Annotated in this window: 16 protein-coding genes; 8 read left to right on the forward strand and 8 right to left on the reverse strand. The window is 66.4% G+C overall.

Features of this window, described 5'->3' with window-relative positions:
- Window positions 1–7: 7 nt before the first annotated feature.
- Window positions 8–1606: a hypothetical protein gene (locus tag F0U63_RS25310; protein ID WP_395833223.1), complete on the reverse strand. Its 1599-nt coding sequence runs from the start codon at window positions 1604–1606 to the stop codon at window positions 8–10.
- A 205-nt stretch (window positions 1607–1811) separates the two neighbouring features.
- On the opposite strand from F0U63_RS25310, the gene F0U63_RS25315 reads away from it, so the two are divergent.
- The gene (locus F0U63_RS25315) at window positions 1812–5438 is read left to right on the forward strand and encodes a discoidin domain-containing protein (protein ID WP_395833225.1); all 3627 of its coding nucleotides are present in this window, start codon (window positions 1812–1814) and stop codon (window positions 5436–5438) included.
- Between the two features lie 46 nt (window positions 5439–5484).
- Here F0U63_RS25315 and F0U63_RS25320 read toward each other — a convergent pair whose 3' ends face one another.
- Entirely contained in the window at window positions 5485–6675 is a 1191-nt protein-coding gene (locus tag F0U63_RS25320; RefSeq protein WP_395833227.1) for a glycoside hydrolase family 5 protein, read from the reverse strand.
- A gap of 195 nt (window positions 6676–6870) precedes the next feature.
- On the opposite strand from F0U63_RS25320, the gene F0U63_RS25325 reads away from it, so the two are divergent.
- Both F0U63_RS25325 and F0U63_RS25330 read left to right on the forward strand, forming a co-directional pair.
- Window positions 6871–8202, forward strand: coding sequence for a ricin-type beta-trefoil lectin domain protein (locus F0U63_RS25325; protein ID WP_395833229.1), 1332 nt, complete (start codon window positions 6871–6873; stop codon window positions 8200–8202).
- A gap of 156 nt (window positions 8203–8358) precedes the next feature.
- Window positions 8359–9774, forward strand: a complete 1416-nt coding sequence (locus tag F0U63_RS25330) for a cellulose binding domain-containing protein (protein WP_395833231.1) — start codon at window positions 8359–8361, stop codon at window positions 9772–9774.
- Here F0U63_RS25330 and rtcA read toward each other — a convergent pair whose 3' ends face one another.
- The 3 genes from rtcA to F0U63_RS25345 all read right to left on the reverse strand — a co-directional run bounded on the left by rtcA (window position 9775) and on the right by F0U63_RS25345 (window position 12358).
- A complete protein-coding gene (rtcA, locus tag F0U63_RS25335; protein WP_395833233.1) occupies window positions 9775–10890 on the reverse strand; it encodes an RNA 3'-terminal phosphate cyclase in 1116 nt (371 codons plus the stop codon).
- 107 nt (window positions 10891–10997) lie between these two features.
- Window positions 10998–11231 carry a hypothetical protein gene (locus F0U63_RS25340; RefSeq protein WP_395833235.1) on the reverse strand — a complete coding sequence of 78 codons (234 nt, stop codon included), beginning with the start codon at window positions 11229–11231 and terminating at the stop codon, window positions 10998–11000.
- A 179-nt stretch (window positions 11232–11410) separates the two neighbouring features.
- Window positions 11411–12358 (reverse strand): hypothetical protein, encoded by a 948-nt coding sequence (locus tag F0U63_RS25345; RefSeq protein WP_395833237.1) that lies wholly within the window; start codon window positions 12356–12358, stop codon window positions 11411–11413.
- A 412-nt stretch (window positions 12359–12770) separates the two neighbouring features.
- On the opposite strand from F0U63_RS25345, the gene F0U63_RS25350 reads away from it, so the two are divergent.
- The 4 genes from F0U63_RS25350 to F0U63_RS25365 all read left to right on the forward strand — a co-directional run bounded on the left by F0U63_RS25350 (window position 12771) and on the right by F0U63_RS25365 (window position 15817).
- On the forward strand, window positions 12771–13460 hold the full coding sequence (locus F0U63_RS25350; protein WP_395833239.1) for a glycoside hydrolase family 19 protein: 690 nt from the start codon (window positions 12771–12773) through the stop codon (window positions 13458–13460).
- Entirely contained in the window at window positions 13457–13984 is a 528-nt protein-coding gene (locus tag F0U63_RS25355; RefSeq protein WP_395833241.1) for a hypothetical protein, read from the forward strand. The genes F0U63_RS25350 and F0U63_RS25355 overlap by 4 nt, the downstream gene beginning before the upstream one ends.
- Window positions 13984–14289, forward strand: coding sequence for a hypothetical protein (locus F0U63_RS25360; RefSeq protein WP_395833243.1), 306 nt, complete (start codon window positions 13984–13986; stop codon window positions 14287–14289). Before F0U63_RS25355 ends, F0U63_RS25360 begins: the two co-directional genes overlap by 1 nt.
- A gap of 94 nt (window positions 14290–14383) precedes the next feature.
- Complete coding sequence (locus F0U63_RS25365; RefSeq protein ID WP_395833245.1) at window positions 14384–15817, forward strand: chondroitinase-B domain-containing protein; 1434 nt, start codon at window positions 14384–14386, stop codon at window positions 15815–15817.
- Window positions 15818–15848: 31 nt separating this feature from the next.
- Here the strand turns inward: F0U63_RS25365 and F0U63_RS25370 are convergent, their stop codons facing one another.
- Window positions 15849–17096, reverse strand: coding sequence for a vanadium-dependent haloperoxidase (locus F0U63_RS25370; RefSeq protein ID WP_395833247.1), 1248 nt, complete (start codon window positions 17094–17096; stop codon window positions 15849–15851).
- Between the two features lie 396 nt (window positions 17097–17492).
- Window positions 17493–18953, reverse strand: coding sequence for an RICIN domain-containing protein (locus F0U63_RS25375; RefSeq protein WP_395833249.1), 1461 nt, complete (start codon window positions 18951–18953; stop codon window positions 17493–17495).
- Window positions 18954–19242: 289 nt separating this feature from the next.
- On the opposite strand from F0U63_RS25375, the gene F0U63_RS25380 reads away from it, so the two are divergent.
- A complete protein-coding gene (locus F0U63_RS25380; RefSeq protein ID WP_395848421.1) occupies window positions 19243–19326 on the forward strand; it encodes a putative immunity protein in 84 nt (27 codons plus the stop codon).
- A gap of 807 nt (window positions 19327–20133) precedes the next feature.
- Here the strand turns inward: F0U63_RS25380 and F0U63_RS25385 are convergent.
- Window positions 20134–20337, reverse strand: coding sequence for a hypothetical protein (locus tag F0U63_RS25385; protein WP_395833251.1), 204 nt, complete (start codon window positions 20335–20337; stop codon window positions 20134–20136).
- Window positions 20338–20481 lie beyond the last annotated feature (144 nt).

Here is a 20481-nt window from a genome sequence, read left to right on the forward strand (position 1 = left end):
CGCCCCCTTACTGCCCCTGCAGCGGCTGGAACTGGCCGGCCACCACGGTGCCGTCCACGGCGAGCCCACCGCCATAGGGAGGCAGCTTCTTCATCGCCTCGCACAGCGGCGCCACGCTGGCATCCACGTCCCCGGTGTCGAAGCCCTGGCTCTGCTCCCGGCCCACGGCGCGGAAGAAGGTGAGCATGGCGTCGGCCGCCCTCGCGGTGTCGACGTAGGCGGTGAGGAAGCGGGTGTCACCGCTCTTGCCCACCTGCTGGAAGCCCTTCACGTCCGAGAGGGCGGGACGCTTGCCGAGCCCCGTCTCCACTGCGGCCTTCAACGACTCCAGGTCCGTGGCCGCCAGCAGGTAGTCCTTCGCCAGCGCCAGACACAGCCCCTCGGTGGAGTTGCAGAAGGCGGAGACGCCCGGGGCGACGTCCCTCTTGCCGGGCTCGTCCAGCCAGTTCTTCGCCAGCTTGGGGAAGGCCTTGGCCGCGGCGGCGCCATCCTTCAGGCCCAGGCCGAGCAGGTGGTTGAAGCGGGTGTCCGACACGCCGAGCAGCCCATAGAAGGCCTCGTCGGTGAGGGCATCCTCCAGCTCCGCCGGGAGGACGAGCGCCTTGCGCACGTCCTTGACGCTGGCGTTGTTGCCGCCCGCGTCGCCGAGCCGCTCGAGGAAGGCCTCGGCGTTCGCCGCGCCGAGGCTCGAGAAGAGCACCGCGTCCTTCGGCACGTAGGCCAGCGCGCGGAAGGCCGCCACGGTGTCGGGCGAGTCGGACAGCTCGCCACCGAGCTGAAGCTGCCCCGAGTCCACGTCCAGCCCGAGCACCAGCCGCGACAGGCCCAGCAGCAGCGCCGGCGGGCCGTCCGGCTCGAGCGACATCAGCGCGGCGAGGCGGTGGCCCTGGAGCTTGTCCACCTCCTTCTTGTAGCCAGCAATGGACTCGACGGACTCGCCGCCCTTGTCGAGCGCCAGCGAGAGGGCCGCCTTGGCCAGCTCCTCGTCGGTGGAGGCGATGAGCACGTTCTGGAAGGCGGCCACATACAGGGTGCGGCTGCCGCGCCGCAGCTCGAGCAGGGAGTGGCCCTCGTGCTGCTTCGCGCTCACACCGGAACCCTTCACGGTGGAGACCATCAGGGCGAGGCGGACCACGAATTCCTGGGAGCCATCCACCTCCTTCACCAGCACGAGCTCGGCGTCCTCGTCGTCACCATCCACCACGCCGATGGCGGCCGGGCCGGAGAGGGCCTCGGCGAGGCGATCCGCGGCGAGCGGGTGCTCCGAGGCGGAGGCCAGGTCATGGCTGAACGAGAGGAGCCGCTCCATCTGCGCGGAGAGGCTCACGTGCTCGATGGCGCGGCCTTCCACCAGCGCCTTGCCGGGCGCGGTGCGCAGGAAGGCCTCCCAGGTGCCCCGGGCATCGGCGGCGGCCACCACCATGGAGCGGGGGGAGTCCAACACGGCCTTGGGTACCAGCGCGGAGGGCCGGGAGACGGCGGCCCTGGGCAGGGACTTCAACAACTCGGAGGGCGCCGGGCCCTTCTTCGCGTCCTTGTCGCCGCAGGTGCAGCCAGAGAACATGACGAAGATGAGCGCAACTGCCGCGAGTGAGCGGCTCCGCATTCGTTAATCCCCCGCTTGAGTGTGGGCTCCGAACGCACCGTTTCCTAGCACACACATGCTCCGGAAGCCTAGGCGTACTCACGATGAGCGTGCACATATACCAGGAGTCAACATAAATCCCGAATAACCGAATAACATTGCTTTAAAACAGGTTTTCCTGCTTTCTCCGCTTTGAACCAACACCCCTTCATCCCGGAGAAAGAGGATGCACCTCCCCAATAGACAAGCACACGCGCGGATGACCTCGCGGGGGCTCAGGTCGGCGGCGTTCCTGCTGCCGCTGCTGACCTTCCTCGGCGGTTGGAGCGCGCATGCGGCCTCGACCTTGTTGTCTTTGAAGAAACCCGCGACCGCCTCCTCGGTGGAGGGCAACAACACGGCGGCGCTGGCGGTGGACGGCACCACGGGCGCGCGTTGGGCGAGCGTGTGGGGCGTGGATCCGCAGTGGATCTCCGTGGACCTGGGCGCCACGGCGCAGATCGATGAGATCAAGATCCAGTGGGAGAACGCATACGCCAAGGACTACCAGGTCCAGGTCTCCAACAACCAGATTGACTGGACGGATCTCTACAGCCGCACGAACTCGCCCGGCGGCGTCGACATCCAGGGCGTCAGCGGCAGTGGCCGGTACGTGCGCGTGCTCGGCACGAAGCGCGCGATGACCAACTATGGCTATTCCATCCTGGAGCTCGAGGTCTACGGCACGCTCGGGACGAGCGAGCCCCCGCCTCCGCCCACGGGAACCTCGTACCTGTTGTCGTTGAAGCGCCCCGCCTATGCCTCCTCGCAGGAGGGCAACAACTCGGCGGAGCTGGCGGTGGACGGCACCACGGGCGCGCGTTGGGCCAGCCAGTGGGGCGTGGATCCCCAGTGGCTCTACGTGGACCTGGGCGCCACGGCGCGGATCGATCGGGTCAAGATCCAGTGGGAGGGCGCGTACGCCAAGGACTACAAGGTCCAGATCTCCAACGACGAGCTCGGCTGGACGGACCTCTATGGCCGGACGAACTGGCCCGGTGGCGTCGATGACCAGGCGGTCAGCGGCAGCGGCCGGTTCGTGCGCGTGCTCGGCACGAAGCGGGCCCTGACCGCCTATGGCTATTCCATCGTGGAGTTCGAGGTCTACGGGACCGGCGGCGTGAACAAGCCGCCGCCTCAGTACGGCCCCAACGTGGCCCTGAACCGGACCGCCACCGCCTCCTCCACCTCGCAATCCCTGCCGCCAGCCAACGCGGTGGATGGCAATACGTCGACGCGCTGGTCCTCGGCCGCGACGGACGACGAGTGGATCTCCATCGACCTGGGCAGCACGCGGACGATTGGCCGCGTCGTCTTGAACTGGGAAACGGCCGCCGGGCGCGTGTTCGACCTGCAGGTCTCTCCTGATGGCTCGCAGTGGACGACCGTCTACCGGACGCTGCGCGGCGCGGGCGGAAAGCAGGACATTCCCCTGTACGCCTCTGGCCGCCACATCCGGATGAAGGGGTATGCCCGCGCCACGGGGTTTGGGTATTCCCTGTTCGACTTCGAGGTCTACGACTACGTCGATGGCCACCCGAAGCCCACCTACACGATTCCGGCCCTCCCCACCCCCAGCACCGTCCAGGCCGGCCAGGGCAGCTACCTGACGAACGACTACAAGATGCCGCAGCCCCAGTATCCGCAGTACCGGGCCGACACCTTGAAGACGCCCCTCCCCTCCAATGACTGGTGGCAGTCGCTGCTCATCAAGCCGCTCGGGGACATGATCGTCACCCTGCCCCTCAAGTCGAAGTTCTTCAGCCAGGGGCTCGGCGTCCTGACCCCGGGCGCGGGCTACATCAACGGCGACAAGTCCGCGGTGAACGCGGACGGCAACCCGGACCTGTACCTGATGGCCAACACCATCGACACGTCCAAGATGGCCAACCGGGTGACCGGCTACGGCGACTGGTCCGTGGACTCCGTGCTCAGCGACGACACCACGGACAAGCTCAAGGTGACGTTCGTCAAGGGCTCGCCCTACCTCTACACCCAGTTCAGCGATCCCAACTCGGTGGAGCTCTACTCCGCGCGCATCACGCAGATCCTCGATGACCAGGGCAGCGCGATCCTCACCACGGATGGCGCCACGGTGACGACCGATCGGATCGCCGTGAAGGTGTCCAACCCCGATGGCGGCGGCACGCTCCAGACGCGCTACTACGGGCTCTTCGCGCCGGCGGGCACCGTGTTCCGCAAGGTGGGCCCGAAGCTCAAGATCCAGCTCGGGGGCGGCCAGGGCTATCTGTCGCTCGCGGCCCTGCCCTCGGCGGCCGACCTGAGCTACTTCCACCAGCACGCCTATGCGTTCGTGACGGGCACCCGCGTGAGCTACCTCTTCGACGAGGCGAGCGCGCAGCTCACCACGACATTCACCCTCACCACGCAGCTCAAGCGCACGGGGTTCTCCGACCAGACCCTGACGGCCCTCTTTCCCCACCAGTGGAAGAACTCGGGCTCGCCGCTCACCGCGCTCGCCTACCCCTCCGTGCGCGGGACGATGAAGGTGCGCGAGGGCAACACGTTCTTCACCACGAACCGTTTCCAGGGAATCGTCCCCCAGTTCACCGAGCCCAACAACCCCGAGTACTCGCGCGCCCTGCTGAGCCAGTACCTGCTGACGCTCGAGCGGGAGACGGCGAACATCTCACCGGCGGCGGATGCCTACTGGCAGGGCAAGGCCTTGCACCCCCTGGCGATGGGCGTGCTGGCCGCGGATGAGATCGGCGACACCGTCTACCGCGATCTGTTCCTGTCGCGGCTCAAGCCCCTGTTGACGGAGTGGTACACGTACACGCCGGGAGAGAAGGACTTCTTCTTCTATTACAACCCGGACTGGGGAACGACGTACTACCGGGTCAGCGAGTTCGGGGCCAACACGGGCATCACGGATCACCACTTCACCTACGGCTACTACGTCTTCGCCTCGGCGGTGCTGGCCTCGTACGACGCGAACTTCCGCACCCAGTATGGCCCCATGGTGGAGCACCTGATCCGCGACTACGCGAACCCGAGCCGGACGGATCCGCTCTACCCGTTCTTCCGCAACTTCGATCCTTACGAGGGCCACTCGTGGGCCGGGGGCTACGCGGACAACAACAACGGCAACAACCAGGAGGCCGCGGGCGAGTCGCTCTTCGGCTGGGTGGGCCAGTACCTGTGGGGTGTGGCCACCGGCAACACGTCGTTCCGCGACGCGGGCATCTACGGCTTCACCACGGAGCTCAAGGCGGTGGAGCAGTACTGGTTCAACTATGACGGGGACAACTGGCTGCCCGAGTGGCCGCACAAGACGGTGGGCCAGGTGTACGGCTCGTCGAACTTCTACGGCACCTTCTTCAGTGGCGCCCCGGTGCACATCTACGGCATCCACTGGCTGCCCACCTCCGAGTACCTGACGAGCTACGGCTTCAACCCCGCCAAGGCGGCCAGCCTGTACAACGGCTTCGTGAAGGACAACGGCGGACCGGAGACCTCGTGGCAGCACGTCGTGTGGCCCATCCAGTCGCTGAGCGATCCCCAGGGAGTGCTGGCCAAGTGGAACGCCACCCCGGTGCAGAAGAACGAGCTCTTCAACACGTACTGGTTCGTCCACAACATGGCCAGCCTCGGCCAGCGCAGCGCGGACGTCTGGGCCACGGGCGGGGCGAGCGCGACGGTGTACAAGAAGGGCACCACCTACTCGGCCCTGGTGTGGAACCCCACCGCCAGCGCGCTCCCGGTGACGTTCAAGAACGCGTCCGGAACCACCGGAACGGCCACCGTGCCCGCCCGCTCCCTGGTGCGCGTGAATCCCCTGCAGAACAACTGACGGGAAGCGGCCCGTGCCTCCTCTCGGGGCACGGGCCGTCCTCCGCCTACTGCGCCGAGGGGCACCGGCTCGCGGCGTAGCTCCCGGTGAACGCCCCGAGATTGGGCGGGGCGTGCGCGAGCTTCCACAGGACGGTGCCGAAGTCCGTCAGGTTGGTGGGCGTGGTCCAGTTGTCGACGTCCGTGAACTGGCCCGTCTTGGTCAGATTGAAGGTGTCGCCCCAGTTCGGGTTGCCGTGCCACGCGAGGATGCCCACGCCGTGGGCCGGCGCGTTGTTGAAGGCCACCATCGACCCGGCCTTCAACCGGGCCACGTCCGAGTCGTTCGTGTTCCAACCCGTCTCGCCCACGATGAGCGCCAGGTTCTTGGCCTGCACCGACTGCACGTAACTGATGAAGTTGGAGGTGTGCGGGGACGTGCCGCCCGCCTCCGCCCAGGCGTTGTACACGTGGATGGAGAAGAGCAGGTTGCACTGATCCTGAGCCAGTTGCGGCCCGTAGGTCGGAATCAGGTTGCCCGGAATGCCCCAACCCGGCCACTCCTGACCCGCCACGCCTCCGTCCACGACGATGATGTTCTCCGCGCCCGTGGAGCGGATGGCATCCCGCAGGGTCTTGTGGAGCGACACGTAGTCCGCTGGCGCCTGGCCCCACACCGGCTCATTGAGCAGGTTGAACCAGACGTAGGTGTTGTTCTTGTACTTGTTGGCCAGGGCGATCCAGGCGCTCTTCGTCTGGCTCACCTTGTTGGCGTCGAGGGTATTGCCAGACCAGACACCGTCGTGGAACTCGATCATCACCACGATCTTCCGGGCGGTGTAGGCCTGGACGATGCGATCGATCCTCGCGAAGTTGGCGTCCGACGAGGTGCCCGACACGAGTCCCCAGGTGTTCCACTCGGGGTGTGCCAGCTGGGCGCCATTGATGCGGATGGTATTCCAACCCCAGCGGGCGGCTTTCTCGGCGTGCGCCTCCGTATCCCGCTGGAAGAAGTCCCAGCCGTCGAGGTTGGCCCCCACGGGGTAGAACTTGTTCCCGGCGGGAGACACGATGTCCTTGCCCACGATGTAGAAGCGTCCGGTGGGGTTGGCCAGCCCCGGGGTGGCGACATCCTCCTGCCCCTCGGCGGGTGGGAGACCCTCATCCTGTCCGACGGGCGGGAGCCCCTCGTCCGCTTCGCCACAGGCCCCCACCAGCAAGGGCAGCAGGCACGCCATCCGCTTCACCCAGTTGCTCATCTTGTCCCTCGATTTCTCGTTTTACCAGGTAACGTCTATCCCACCGAAAGTTGGGAATCAAGCGAGCCTGGTGGAGTTTTACTGACAAGCTGTTATAACTTGTTTTGCTCGTTTATATCGATTATTGAGAGACCCCGTCGGGCCCCACCCCTGGAGTGCACGGGGCTGGGATTTCCTTTCCTTGGAGACCCTCCCATGAGCACCCAGCGTACGCGCTCCCTCGGGCGCCGGCTCGCCGCCGCCAGTGTCGCCACCACCGCGGTCGCGGTCTTCTGTGCCGCTCCGTCCACCTCGGCGGCGCCCAACCCTACCGGTCCGATCAAGGGACTCGCCGGCAAGTGCATCGACGTGGCGTCCGGCAACACCGCCAACGGCACGCCCATCCAGCTCTACGAGTGCAACAACTCCGCCGCCCAGCAGATCAACCTCAACGCGGATGGCACCCTCCGCGTCCTGGGCAAGTGCCTGGACGTCACCCAGTCCGGCACGGCCAACGGCACGCTCATCCAGCTCTACGACTGCAATGGCACCGGCGCCCAGCAGTGGATCCACACGTCTGGCCAGGATCTCGTCAATCCCCAGGCCAACAAGTGCCTGGACGTCGCCAACAACAACAGCGCGAACGGCACCCGGCTGCACATCTGGGATTGTGTCGGTGTCAGCAGCCAGAAGTGGACGCCGCCCGCCCACACCCGGACGTACCGGCGCACGGTGGTCTACTACCAGACCCAGTACAACGGCGGCACGTATGTCTCCCCGCTGGGCCTGACCAACAACAACACGCGCGTCACGGATGTGATCGTGGCCGCCATCCACCTCAACTCCCCCACGCAGGTGCACCTCAACGACCATCCGCCGAGCGACGCCCGGTTCCAGCAGATGTGGAGGGACCTCGCCACGATGCAGACCAAGGGCGTGCGCGTGCTCGGGATGGTGGGCGGCGCCGCGCAGGGCAGCTTCCAGCGCCTGGACACCGACTTCAACACCTACTACCCGATCCTCAAGAACATCATCACCACGTACAAGCTGGACGGCGTGGACCTGGACGTCGAGGAGTACATGTCGCTCGCGGGCATCGAGCGTGTCATCCGCGCCCTGCGCACGGACTTCGGGCCCGACTTCGTCATCACGCTCGCCCCGGTGGCCACCGCCCTGTACGGCGGCGGCAACCTGTCTGGTTTCAACTACGAGCAGCTCTACCGCGACGTGGGCTCGCAGATCTCCTGGTTCAACGGCCAGTTCTACAATGGCTGGGGCTACATGGGCACCTCGGCCAACTACCAGTCCATCATCAACCGCGGGCTCATCCCCGCGCAGAAGGTGGTGGCCGGCATGCTGAGCAACCCGGGCAATGGCGGCTCCGGCTACATCGACATCTCCACCGCCAAGAGCACGGTGGGCGGCCTCGTCGGCACCCACCAGGCGTTCGGCGGCGCGGCGAGCTGGGAGTACTTCAACTCGCTGCCGGGCAACACCGGCGCCCCGTGGCAGTGGGCCGCCGAGCTGTCCTCGGCCATGGGCCGCTGAAGCCCTGTCGCCGCCCCGCGTCAATCGCTGCCCTCGATTCTCATGGTTTGTGAACAAGCTGTTTTACTTGCCAAGGCAGCCAATTTCACCATATCCCTCTTTCCGTGTATTCCGCTTGTCCCGGTGAGCGGTCCTGCACGGAAAGGTGATGAGTCCATGAGGTTGAACTGGAAGTATCCCCGCGCGAGCTTGTTCGCATTGGTGTCACTGGTGGCCCCCGTGGGTGAGAGCCTCGCGGGGACGAACGATGTGACTGTTCAGTATTTGAATTACAACGCCAGCGGCCCGGGCGACGACATCGCCGAGGCCAACATCCGGCTGCGCAACAACACCACGGCCGCGATTCCGCTGAGCAGCATTGTCGTGCGCTACTGGTTCACCAAGGACAGCGCCTCGGGCGTCACGGCGGAGTGCTGGTGGTGGGGCGCCTCTCCCTGCCCCAACCTCACGGTGACCACCGGGAACGTGTCCTACACGGGCGCCGACCGGTACGCGGAAATCCGTTTCACCAGTGGTGCGGGAAACCTGGCACCGGGCGCGACAACCCAGGCGATCGATCTCGGCGTGGTGTTCGGCACCAACGTCGACGAGACGAATGACTACTCCTACGGGAGCCACACCAGCTTCATCGATTGGAGCAAGATCACCGTGCACGACGCCGGCTCCGCGCCCACGCAAGGGCTGCGCGGCGGCACACCGCCCTCGGGTGGAGGCGGGACCCCCGGTGGGGGCGATACGATCACCACCGAGTTCTTCGACGACTTCAGCTACACGAGCGCCAGCGACAGCACCTTCAGCAACTGGTGGAACGTGCGCAATGACCCGAACTGGACGGGTCCTGGGCCCGAGCCGGAGTTCGGCGCGCCCTGGGCGGCGGCCAACGTGTCGATCGTCACCGACCCCGCGGTCTCCGGCAACAAGCTGCTGCGGCTCCAGACGAGCACCCGCGGCTCCAACGCGACCACGGCGCAGGCCGAGGTGTCCTCGAAGAGCCGCAAGTTCAGGTTCGGCACCTATGCCGCGCGGGTGAAGTTCAACAACACCCCGCTGTCGGGCACCCGCTACTTCGCCGACAAGCCCGTCGAGACCTTCTTCACCATCACCAACTATGTCTTGAACGACCCGAACTACTCGGAGCAGGACTTCGAGTACATGCCCAACGGAGGCTGGGGACGTGGAAACACCAGCACCCTGTGGATGACCTCATGGGAGGACACGCAGCTGTCCGTCGAGGACGCGGACCGGGTCTCGGATTGGAACAGCAATGACTACTCGGGCTGGCACACGCTCGTGCTCCAGGTCTCCAGCACCGGCATCTATTATTACATCGATGGGGCGCTGCTGACCTCGCACACCCAGCTCAAGTACCTGCCGGAGGTGAATCAGTCCATCTACTTCAACATCTGGTTCGCCGAGCTGGACCGGACCCAGACCAGCTCGCGCACGTACCACCAGGAGACGGACTGGGTGTACTTCGCCAAGGACGCCGTCCTGACGCCGGCGGAGGTCTCCAACCGCATCGCCGGCTTCCGCACCGCCGGCACCGCCCGGAAGGACACGGTGGTTCCGTAGTCACCCGTCCGTCGCGAGCCGCCCTCCGGTGGATCCTCCCGGGGGGCGAGGCGCGACCTCGACCGTCCCATCCGCCTCCACGCTCACCCGCACCGGCAGGAAGCGCTCGATGAGCCGCGCATGGGTGGTGAGGTGCTCGGTCACCCGCTCGGGGAGGTAGCGTGTCGTCCCCGGCGCGGCCGGACCCAGCCTTCCCGCCGCCAGCAGCGCCGCCGGCAGGAGGATCTGATCGCCGAGGTGCTCGTCCAGCGCCCCCGTGCTCTCCATGAAGCCCGCCAGGGCCTCCGCCGCCTCGCGGCCCACCGTCTCCGCCGGATGGCCCCGCCGTCCCAGGGAGGTGAACCCCGCGATCGTGTGCTCGAACTGCGCCAGCAGGAAGGTGACCGTGCCCACCGAGCGCGTCGTGGGCAGGGGACGGTTCGCCGCGTGGCTGTGGAAGCCCCGCTCGCGCAGCGCCGCCACCGCCGCGTTGGATTGCCGCTCGGCGATGCCAAAGGGCAGTCCGCCCACGAACGAGCCCACCGCGATGTCCCGCAGCGTCCCGCGCGCCATGAGCTCCACCCGCCGCGGCGGCTCGCGCACCGGCTCCACCTGCGCGACGAACTCCCCCGCCCCTTCCGGGTAGAAGCCCGCGTGCACCAGGCGCAGCGTCATGTGCAGCCCGAACGCCCGCGCCATCGGCTGCCACACGCCCGCGAGGTAGTGGTAGCTCGGACTGTGCGGCAGGTGCGTCCCCCCGCGCAGGGTCAGCGAGCCGCCTCCCGCCACCGCCAGCGGATAGAAGAGGCACTGGTAGAGCAGCGGCGTGCTGCCCGCCGTCCCCACCTCCAACACATAGTCTCCGGAACGTACCGGCCCTGGCTCGAAGCGCAGCTCCGAGGCCCCGACCTCCGCCCCCTCGCTCTGGCCTCCGCTGATGGCCTCCGCTCCCCGCACGCAGGCGAGGTGCTGGGGCCTCAGCCCCGAGGGCTGGCGGTTCGCCCGCGCCCGGTACAGGTGGAAGGCTCGTCCAGTGATGAGCGACAGCGAGAGCGCCGAGCGGAGGATCTGCCCACCGCCCTCCCCTTCGCTTCCGTCCAACTCCACTGGTGCCTCGTCGCGGCCCGCGTCCGTCATGTCCCTCCAGGGGATGTGCTCCACTCGCGAGCCCCAAGCCTAGGTACCTCCTGGTGGCTCGGCCAGGGGGCACGTGGCCAGGGGCCTCGTCGTGGGTGGAAGAGGGTTCAGCTCCTATCGTTCATGGAAGGCGCATCACGCCGCTCGCTGCCGCTCGAGTCATCGGCGCCAGGGCCTCCGAGACCCTTCTCCTTGATGCGATCCTCGCCCACGTCACGATCCGACACGTCCCGGCGCAGCACGCCGTCCTGGTGCCGGGCCTCGCGCTCCATCTCCTCCACGGGCCTGTCCGCCTGGGGGTTGTCCGTCCGCTTGTCCGCCGGTCCCTTGTTGTCCGCCATGGCCGTCTCCCTCTGGGATGAGCCCCGCGCCCCATGGCACGAAGCCTGGTGATGAGAGGAAGGTCCGAAGCCTCCCGCCACCCGACAAGGGGTCAGGGCTCCCTCGCCGCCTCACCCTCCGGCTGGCGGTTGCACCGGGAGGCAGGGAGGCATCCCCGCGGTGCCGCGGGTTCTCCTGGTCAATGGGAAGGCTGTCCCGGAGAAACCAGCGGGACGACCTCGCCCCCCGAGTTGGCCGTTCCCCCACTGTTGGAGGATGCTCCGCCGCGAAGGTTGACCGGCGCTGCCTCCACGGTGCGATACCCGAACTCCCGGGCCACGATGTCGCGCACCGCCCGGTCACGCTCGGCCCGGCTTTCCGTTCCTTTGCCCTTGAAGAGGGACTCCAGCGCGGTCTCCATCGCGTCCACCATCCGCTGGAGCACGTTGTAGACCATGGTGGCGGAGAAGCCGCCCAGCAGGGCCAGCACGGGCTTGCCGATGAGGTTCGGGTTGAAGTCGCTCAGCGCCTTTTCCGCACCCTCGATGTTCTTCTCATTCAACAGATCCTCGAGCGCCCTCATGTCCGCGGCCGAGATGTCTGGCCCGATCGGAACCAGCTGGGACATCACCAGGCCCGAGATGATGCCGAGGCCGATGCGCGTCCAGTAAGAGGAGTCGTAGCGGGGATCGTAGGTCCCTTCCGCGATGTAGGAGTGGGCGATGAAGAGCGCATGGAAGCAGGCGCCCATTCCGGCCGCGCTCATCAGGAAGACGAGGACATTGAGCAGCACCAACCCATCCATCCGATAGATGTCCAGGTTCATGCTGGGGACATTGATGTAGGGCGACAGGCTGGATAGCACGAAGACGAGGGTGAAGAAGGCCGCCGTCAGCATCAGCCGGCGCACCGTGGGGACCGGGCCGAGCATGGAGAGCCAGTTGCCTCGGGAGCGGTCCCGGTGCAGCAGGTGGATCGTCTTGGGCGTGGCGGGCGCGACCACGGCCGCCAATTGGGCATGCACCGAGCCAATCACCGAGAGCGAGCTGCTCCCGGAGGCCTCCTTCATCTCCTGCTCCAGTATCGGCAGCAGACCCAACAGCTCGGAAGGCATCGTGAGGCCCGAGGCGAAGGCGTAACGGGCCATGGCGTCGCATTGCTCCAGGAGCTGATGGCGCAGGCTGTCCTTGTCCCCTTCAGGAGCGGACAGCTCCGGCGAAGGGCTGGGCAGAGCGACGGGGGTTGGCACAACGGTTTCGCTGAGCGGCATCGGGGACCTCACGGAGAGAACCAGCTCCGGATGGAGAGGGGGGCCCGGATCCGTCCCGGACCCTCCTGGGCGCTGGCAGGACGAACCATGCCCGTCCCGCCGCGCGAGCGCTGTGCGCCAGCTCACACGAACGTTGTAAGCGCCGTCACAGGGGCGCTGGAACTCCTGGCAAGCGGTGGGGTGTGCGCGGCTTCATACGAAACATGTGAAGCGCCGCACTGAGTCCAAGCTGGCGGATGTCTACTCTCTACTCAACTCACGATGCCGCTCCCGAGCTGGTTCGGGGTGAGTGTCCGCCATTCCCCCATCACAAGAGGCAAGCACCATGATCAGCGCACCGATTCTTCGCATCCTCCATCCGAAGCTCGAATCCAACGCAGCCGAGCTCGTTGCCCAGAACCTGCAAACCGCGGCGCGCCGGTTCGAGATCAACACCCAGCGTCGGGTGGCGCACTTCCTCGCGCAGCTCGCGCATGAATCAGGCTTCCGGCCGCTGGCGGAGAACCTGAACTACAGCGCGGAAGGCCTTCGCAAGACGTGGCCGAGAGTCTTCACCGAGCAGCTTGCGCTCGAGTGCCAGAGGAACCCCGAGCGGATCGCCAACCTCGCCTACGGGCATCGTCTGGGGAACACCCAGCCTGAGGATGGCTTCAAGTTCCGCGGGCGCGGCTTCATCCAGATCACGGGCCGGAACAACTACACGAGGTATGGCGCGCTGATCCGCCAAGACATCGTCAACAATCCCGATCTCGCCCTCCAGGTGGATGTGAGCTCCCTGATCGCCGCCGCCTTCTGGTTGGAGAATGGCTTGAACCAGCTCGCGGACGAGGGCGGTATCGAGGTGGTCGAAGCGATCACCAAGAAGGTGAACGGAGGGACGCTCGGGCTCGATGAGCGCCGCCGGTACTTCCTCCTGGCGGAACAGGCGCTGGGGTCGAGCGCCGCTGGCAACACGCAGTTCATCGAGGGGTCGCCGTGAAGACATTGTATGGACTGATTGTGCTGGCGGCCCTTCTGGGTGGAGCGTTGGCGGGGTACCAGATAGGTGCCTGGTCCCTGGATGGGGCTCGAGCCCAGCTCGCGGCGCTCGAGGAGGCCGCCGAGCAGGCCGGGCGCACACATGAGGCCATGCGCGAGGAACTCCAACGAGAACTGAGTGCACTCAAGGCCGAGCAAGAACGCCAGGTGGCTCGAATGGAGCAGACGTTTCAGGCCGAGAAGCTCGCGTTGCAGCGCTCGCTCGCGTCCTCGGCGGAACGAATCTCCGCGGTGGAATCCAGGCGGCAGCAGATCGATAGCGAACTCAGCCGCACGCGAATGGCCAGGCAGACAGCGGCCGGAGAACTCGAGGCCGAACTCCAGAAGAAGGAACAAGAGCTGCGGACCCTGCGGGATGAACTCGAGAATGAGCGGGCCGGGCTCGCATGCCTGTCCATCGCGGTTCCAGAAGACGAAATCCGCATCCTCAACGGAAATCACACACAACAAGCGAGGATCCCGTGATGAAAACGTTCAATCTGCTCCTGATGGTGACCGCGCTGGGCGGCTGCGTGCATCGCGTTCCCATCGTCCTCGAGGCTCCCAAGTGTATGCCTGAAGTCACCATGCCGTCCTGCGCAACTCCCGTGCCCCTCGAGGAGGGCAGCACCTACTCGGCGCTGCTGGCCGATTATCAAACCGATCGTCAGAGTCTCCAGCGCTGCGCGCTGGAGCATGACTACCTCCTGAAGGCCATCTCCACCTGCAACAGCGTCATCGACGAGTACAACCAGAAGGTCACCTCCCAGCAGGGCGGCAAGAGTCGTTGACGCACCGCGCCTACCGGGGTGCCGAGCAGCCTCCTTTGGGCAGAACGCTCCCGGAGGCGCGCCGAGGCCTCTTGATCGGGTAGCCTCGCCGGTCATGAGAATGATCTCCCTTGCCCTGCTCCTCCTGCCGCTGCCCAGCGTGGCCGCGGTGAAGAACGTCTCGACGGTTGCCCAATTGCAGTCCGCGCTCGCCTCGGCGCAGGCGGGCGATGAAATCGTCCTCGCGGATGGCACGTACGCGGTGAACGCCAACCTGAGCTGCGCGGCGGAGGGCACCGCCACCCAGCCCATCACCGTGCGCGCCGCGAACCGGCACGCGGCGCGCATCCAGTTCAACGCGACCGAGGGCTTCAAGGTGTCGGGCCGGTACTGGACCTTCGACGGCCTGACCATCGAGGGGGTCTGCCCCCAGGACACCAATTGCGAGCACGCGCTCCATGTCACGGGCCACGCGGAAGGCTTCGTGCTGCGCAACAGCCGCCTCCGCGACTTCAACGCGCAGCTCAAGGTGAACGCCACGAAGAACGCCAGTGGCGTCTATGAGATGCCCCACCGCGGCCTCGTGGAACGCAACGAGTTCTACGACACGCACGCGCGCTCGACCTCCAACCCCGTCAACAAGATCAACATCGACACCGGTGACGACTGGGTGGTCCGCGACAACGAGGTGCACGACTTCTCGAAGGTGGGCGGCATCTCCTACGGCGCCTTCATGAAGAGCGGAGGCAAGCGGGGCGTCTTCGAGCGCAACCGCATCCTCTGCGTGAAGGACTACCCAAGCGGAAACACGCGCATTGGCCTGTCCCTCGGCGGCGGAGGCACGGGCAATGCGTACTGTGCACCCGCCTTCGATCCGAACGTCCCCTGCGACCCCGAGCACACGGACGGAGTCATTCGCAACAACGTCATCATCAACTGCTCGGACGTGGGCATCTACCTGAACAGGGCCGCCAATACGAAGGTGCTGTTCAACACGCTCATCTCCACCACGGGCGTGGACTTCCGCTTCGCCTCCACCACCGGAGAGGCCCACGGCAACGTGCTGTCCTCCGTCGTTCGCACTCGCGACAGCGGCCGCTTCGATGCCGGCACGAATGTGGTGAACGTGGCCACGACCACCTGGAACACCTGGTACCAGGCGCCCCTGAGCGGAGACCTGCGGCTCAAGGGCAACGTGTCGCAGCTCATCGGAGCCGCCGCGGCGCGGGCCACGGTGACGGACGACTTCTGTGCCCGCCCTCGTCCCTCGGCAGGGGCCTATACGCTCGGTGCGCTCGAGCACTCGCTGGGAGACTGCGGCGCGGGAACCGGCGCGGACGCGGGGACCGGCAATGGCCAGACCGACGCCGGCACCAGCCTGGGCGACCAACCCCTCCCGGGCACCGGTGACGGGAATGGGCAGGACTCCTCGAACGGAGGCTGCAACGCCAGTCCGGGCCTCACGGCCGGATTCCTGTTCATCCTGTTGCCGCTGTACGCCGCATCCCTCCGGCGCTGGCGGCGAGCGCCTCCGGCGTCGCAGCGCTGAGACGACAGGGCGGCGCCTTGGCTCACGTGCGCTAGTTGCTCGTGGGCTGGAGGCTGTGGCTCGTCACCCACTCGGCGATCTGGCGCCCGGACGCCGCGCCCACCATCCCCGAGTTGCGGAAGTGCATGCCTCCGATGACGCGGCCGAGGACCACGTCATCCACCATCTGCTGGAAGCTGGTGAAGCTGCGCTCCCGGCCCTGGGGATTGCGCACCACGAGCGGCTCGGCGAAGGGCTCGGAGCCGAAGAGCTGCGCGTACGTGTTCGCCACGGCGCTCGACTGCTGCGGGTGCCCGGCCGGGTACTCCTGGTTCGGTGGCGTGTCGAGCAGCGGCTCCCAGGTGGAGTCCGCCGCCACGCCCGGGCTGCCCTCGCGAATGGCGGTGATGGGACGCCAGAAGTTGTAGGCCTGCTTGCTGTGGACGTTGATGATCACCGCATCCGCCGCGGCCATGCTGCCCAGGGCGAGGACCCGGGCCGTCTCCTCGAGGCCGAGGCCCCTGCGGGCCGCCAGCTGATGGCCCACGTCGAGCGCGAGCAGGGGCGCCGTGATGGGCGCCCAGAACAGGCCCGCCTCGGTCTGGTCCGGCGTGCGCACCGCGCTGGTGCGTGCGCCCAGGAGCTTCACCTCCTCGAGATCCTTCACGAAGAGTTCGCTCGTGAGGGCGGGCGGCGGGGGGCAAAGGAAGTGCGCGGCGCTCGGGACGGACCACGTCCGCACCGCGCTCCACTGGGCCATGAAGGTGTTCGGGTAGAGGCCCTGATCCGACCAGGGCGGCACCTGCCGCCACACCCCCGGTTCCAGCGCGGGCGCGACATAGGTGGGCGCGTCGTTGGCCCGGTCATCGGCGCGCAGCTCCCACACCTGCGCGGCCGCGGCCTCGCCGACCCGGATGCCCTCGGTCTTCTGGGAGCTGTCCGGGAGGCTCGCCAGCGAGGAGGTGTAGTGCGCATCGAGCTCCGCCTGACGCTCGGGATGGAGCCGCACGAGCACGTCATGGGCGGCGGCGATCGCGGCGGCCTCGGCCGAGGCGTCGGCGGAGGCGGCCACCGGCGCGCCATAGGTCGCATAGCGATGGCGGATCGAGTTGATCGCGTCATGCATGGCGACGTGGGTGAGCGCCACTTGACGAGAGTGGGGAACGAAAGCGCCGACGACGGAGGGGATGATGTCGCGCGAGGTGTTGCTCCACTCCAGGACGGCTCGGTTGGTCTCCTTCGGGGTGTCCTCGGGCTCCTCGCGACAAGCGGCCAGTGCCAGCACTGCCATCAGACCCATGCTTCGCTTCCGGAAACCGTGCACGTTGCAACCCCTCTGTTGGGAAAAGGTCGCAACTATATGTCATTTAACGAATCGAACCCAGCTCCCCTCTTTCACCCCCGGGGAGCCGTCGAGGCGTGAAGGCCGCTGCTCGGGGCGGCCCCCGTCCGCAGCCCTCCTCGGCACCTCCGCTCCAGCCCTCACCCTCCACACGGCCTCTCTTCCGCTTATGAGCAACTCGCGCCGAGCGACCCGAGGTCGAGGAGGGCCTCTGGTATGGCACGCCGTTGCTCAAGGTCCGCGGCAAGGGCTTCGTGCGCCTGAAGGAAGACGGCGAATGATAAAAGCCCGGCCCCTATGGAGGGACCGGGCTTTTGAACGCATGCTCGCGGAAGGCGGCGCGGGACGAGCGACTCAGCCCGCGGGGCAGAACGTCACGTTGAGCTGCCGGCCACCGTTGCAGGTGTAGAAGCCGGCCTGGTTGGCCGCCATGGGGTAGTCGTCGTAGGGGAACCCGTACACCGCGCCGCACTGGTCATGCACCCACTTGGCGTACTGGTTGTAGGGCTTGCCGGTGTTGTAGTACTGGGCCACGTTCGTGCTGTCGGGGTTGTCCACCATGCCGCGGGTGATGGCCGAGCACCACCTGGCGCTCTCGGCGAAGAAGCTGCCCGAGCAGGCGTACACCTGCGGCGTCTTCGCCGTGCCCGGGTTGCACTGACCGGGGTACTTGCTCGCACACCGGGCGATCTCGCTGTCCAGGCGGTTGCACACCGAGCCGCGGCGCGGGTCGCTCGCGTACTCCCCGTCGATGCAGAAGGAGCGCGGCGCGAGGCAGATGGTGCCGCCCCCCATGTTGTAGCGCAGCCCGTCCGGGCACGCGTTGGCGATGGCCGAGCTCAGCGCGCTGTAGCTCTTGTTGCACTGGGCCATGTTGCAGCCGTTGTTGCCCACGGTGGAGATCTGCATGGGCAGGCCCACGTGATCCACGTACGTGAGGTTGTAGTAGATGTTCTGCACGCCGTTGCCGTCGGGTCCGAGCGTGAACTCGGCCTTCTCCAGCTCGCGCGGCGAGGAGGGCGAGGGCAGCGTGCGGTAGGCGCTCACGCGGCCGCTGGGGTAGTTGCCCGGCGCGTAGTAGGTGTAGCTGCCCCCGGTGCCGAGGTTGCGGTAGATCTTGTTGCCCGCGCCGTCCTTCTCCAGCGGGATGTCGTTCACACCCGACAGGACGACGTTGAGGGCGAAGGGACACTTGTTGGTCACCACCACGGGGACGGTGCCGGCCGGGCCACCGCCACCGCTCCCGCCGATCTTGTCGAAGGTCCAGTGCTGGTTGGCGCCCCCCGTGTACGGGTACTGCACGAGGATGGTCCCGTTGTCCGCCGAGCCCCAGTACAGATCAATCGCCATGTCCGTGTGGCGTGGATGGAAGCTGAACTGGTTGTTGCCGCGGGCGACGAACCGGAACTGCTGGTTGTTGGCGCCCACGTAGGACCACTGGTGGAGGACGGCGTTCTGCGCGGTGCTCACATCCTTGATATCGAGCACCTTGCCGCTGTTGACGTTGGCGATCTTCCAGTAGCCGTCAGACGTCGGGGACAGGTGGAAGGTCTGCGCGGCGGAGCTATTGCATTCCCACTCCTGCACCTTCGCGCCGTCCGCCGTGCTCGCCGAGTCCACGTCGATACACTTGTTGGTCATCGCCGAGCGGATGACATAGTCGCCCTCGGTGATGCTCGAGACGATGGCCGCCTGCGCCATGCTGTCCATGGCTTGCGGCTCGACGACCTGGCCTGCCTGGTCACACGCCACAGTTGAAGTGCACAGCATCGCCGCGCCCACCAGCCACGCGGTCTTCTTCGCGGAATAGGCCATCTCTTGCTCTCTCGGGAATGGAGACAGGGAATCGATGGGCTCGCTATATACACGCTGATACGAGACATCACAACTGCTTTGGCAGCTTTTGCAGTTTTGCCGACGATTCCTGTTTGACTCACCGCGTCGACGAGGCCACACCTTGGAAGTGAGGCTCACTTACAATGCCAAGCCAAAATTATACCGTAGGTAAAGACGTCCAACGCGAACGTCCCGCGCAGCAGCCGCGCCTGGTCCACGGCTCCTTCTTCGGCTCCTTCCTGTCCGCGGCCTCAGCAGTGGCGGCATTCTGAGCGACGCCAATCACCGCCTGCTCGCGCTATGGGCGGCCGCTTGCGCAGAGCATGTATTGCATTTCCTTGAGGAAGCATAACCAGACGATGAACGTCCGCGTCAGGCAATTGAGCTGATGCCAGTCTGATCCTTCTTCGCTGGAGGGTCGGCGTCCACCAGCGTGGACAGTGGACGCACTCTCGACTACGCGCTAAGTCACCCCGTCATCATGACCTTCAAGAAAAGGCGGGAGTGGGCCCGAGTTTTTATCGGTGCTGGAAACCAGGGATTGAGCAGGCGAAGAATCATCCTCTTCTCCGTCGAATGCGCGAGGCCTCTGGGTACTGTGGTGCCCATCCTCGTCGCCCTGCGTGTGGTGCTGCGGGTCAAGCCCTCTCAAGGACAGCGGGTGCGCCTGGCGTGGCACATACCACCCACGTGGGCACCACGCGCAGTGGGGGCACTCGCCGTGGGCCTCGCGCTCTGGGGCGTGCTCTCGCTCCCTCCCAAACCCATTCGCGTCGTACCCTCACCAGAGCGGTCCATGCCCGAGGAAGTCGCGACCGATTGGTTGACTCGTGATGGCGGCGCCATCGCCGTGCCCATGCCGCCGAAGCGTCTGGAGCGCCAGCAGGCCCCGCCGTGCGCTCCTCCCCCTGATGGGCAGGTGGCGATCAATGGTGGGTGCTGGAGTCGCATGGAGCAACGGCCACCCTGCGGCCAGTTCTATGAACACCAGGGCCGGTGCTACGTCCCTGTGCGCGAAACGCCCAGGTCGCCTACTTCGGTTGACCCATAGCTCCCGTACTGGAGGGAGGACGTCTCGGAGGGCTTCGTCATGGGAGGCGGCCCAGAATACCTGGGCAAAGGCTCCTGCTTCACGGTGCGCCGCCCCTCCGCGGAAGCCCTACCTGAAAGCACCCGAGCCTGCTTCATCGGACATCTGCTCTTTCTTCGGCTCATTCCTGTCCACTGCCTCTGGTGCCACGCTCTCCCCCCTCCTTTCTTGATTGGGGGAGACGACGGCCGCCTTGAAGTCGCCGGGTGCGTCCTTGAGCAGCATGGTGAGCTTGCTGTTGCCGCCGCCACAGCCCAGCAAGGGCAGCAGCATGACCGCTGCATCTGCTTCATTCCAGCGACAGGGAGGAGCGCCGACTTCACCCCCAGGCACAGGCTTACAAGTAGGACGACGGCCGCAGGCGAAACACCCTGAGATGTGACTGGATTTCCTGGGCTCTCATCATGCAATCCAAGA

This window comes from Cystobacter fuscus (assembly GCF_044360685.1).
Lineage (GTDB): Bacteria > Myxococcota > Myxococcia > Myxococcales > Myxococcaceae > Cystobacter > Cystobacter fuscus_C.

Bases quoted from the DNA above. Each gene is read 5' to 3' on its own strand.
- F0U63_RS25340 (WP_395833235.1), bottom strand. From the start codon at position 11,231: ATGGCGGACAACAAGGGACCGGCGGACAAGCGGACGGACAACCCCCAG.
- F0U63_RS25385 (WP_395833251.1), bottom strand. From the start codon at position 20,337: ATGCTGCTGCCCTTGCTGGGCTGTGGCGGCGGCAACAGCAAGCTCACC.
- F0U63_RS25360 (WP_395833243.1), top strand. From the start codon at position 13,984: ATGAAAACGTTCAATCTGCTCCTGATGGTGACCGCGCTGGGCGGCTGC.
- F0U63_RS25310 (WP_395833223.1), bottom strand. From the start codon at position 1,606: ATGCGGAGCCGCTCACTCGCGGCAGTTGCGCTCATCTTCGTCATGTTC.
- F0U63_RS25325 (WP_395833229.1), top strand. From the start codon at position 6,871: ATGAGCACCCAGCGTACGCGCTCCCTCGGGCGCCGGCTCGCCGCCGCC.
- rtcA (WP_395833233.1), bottom strand. From the start codon at position 10,890: ATGACGGACGCGGGCCGCGACGAGGCACCAGTGGAGTTGGACGGAAGC.
- F0U63_RS25365 (WP_395833245.1), top strand. From the start codon at position 14,384: ATGAGAATGATCTCCCTTGCCCTGCTCCTCCTGCCGCTGCCCAGCGTG.
- F0U63_RS25345 (WP_395833237.1), bottom strand. From the start codon at position 12,358: ATGGCCCGTTACGCCTTCGCCTCGGGCCTCACGATGCCTTCCGAGCTG.
- F0U63_RS25375 (WP_395833249.1), bottom strand. From the start codon at position 18,953: ATGGCCTATTCCGCGAAGAAGACCGCGTGGCTGGTGGGCGCGGCGATG.
- F0U63_RS25320 (WP_395833227.1), bottom strand. From the start codon at position 6,675: ATGAGCAACTGGGTGAAGCGGATGGCGTGCCTGCTGCCCTTGCTGGTG.
- F0U63_RS25330 (WP_395833231.1), top strand. From the start codon at position 8,359: ATGAGGTTGAACTGGAAGTATCCCCGCGCGAGCTTGTTCGCATTGGTG.
- F0U63_RS25370 (WP_395833247.1), bottom strand. From the start codon at position 17,096: ATGGGTCTGATGGCAGTGCTGGCACTGGCCGCTTGTCGCGAGGAGCCC.
- F0U63_RS25315 (WP_395833225.1), top strand. From the start codon at position 1,812: ATGCACCTCCCCAATAGACAAGCACACGCGCGGATGACCTCGCGGGGG.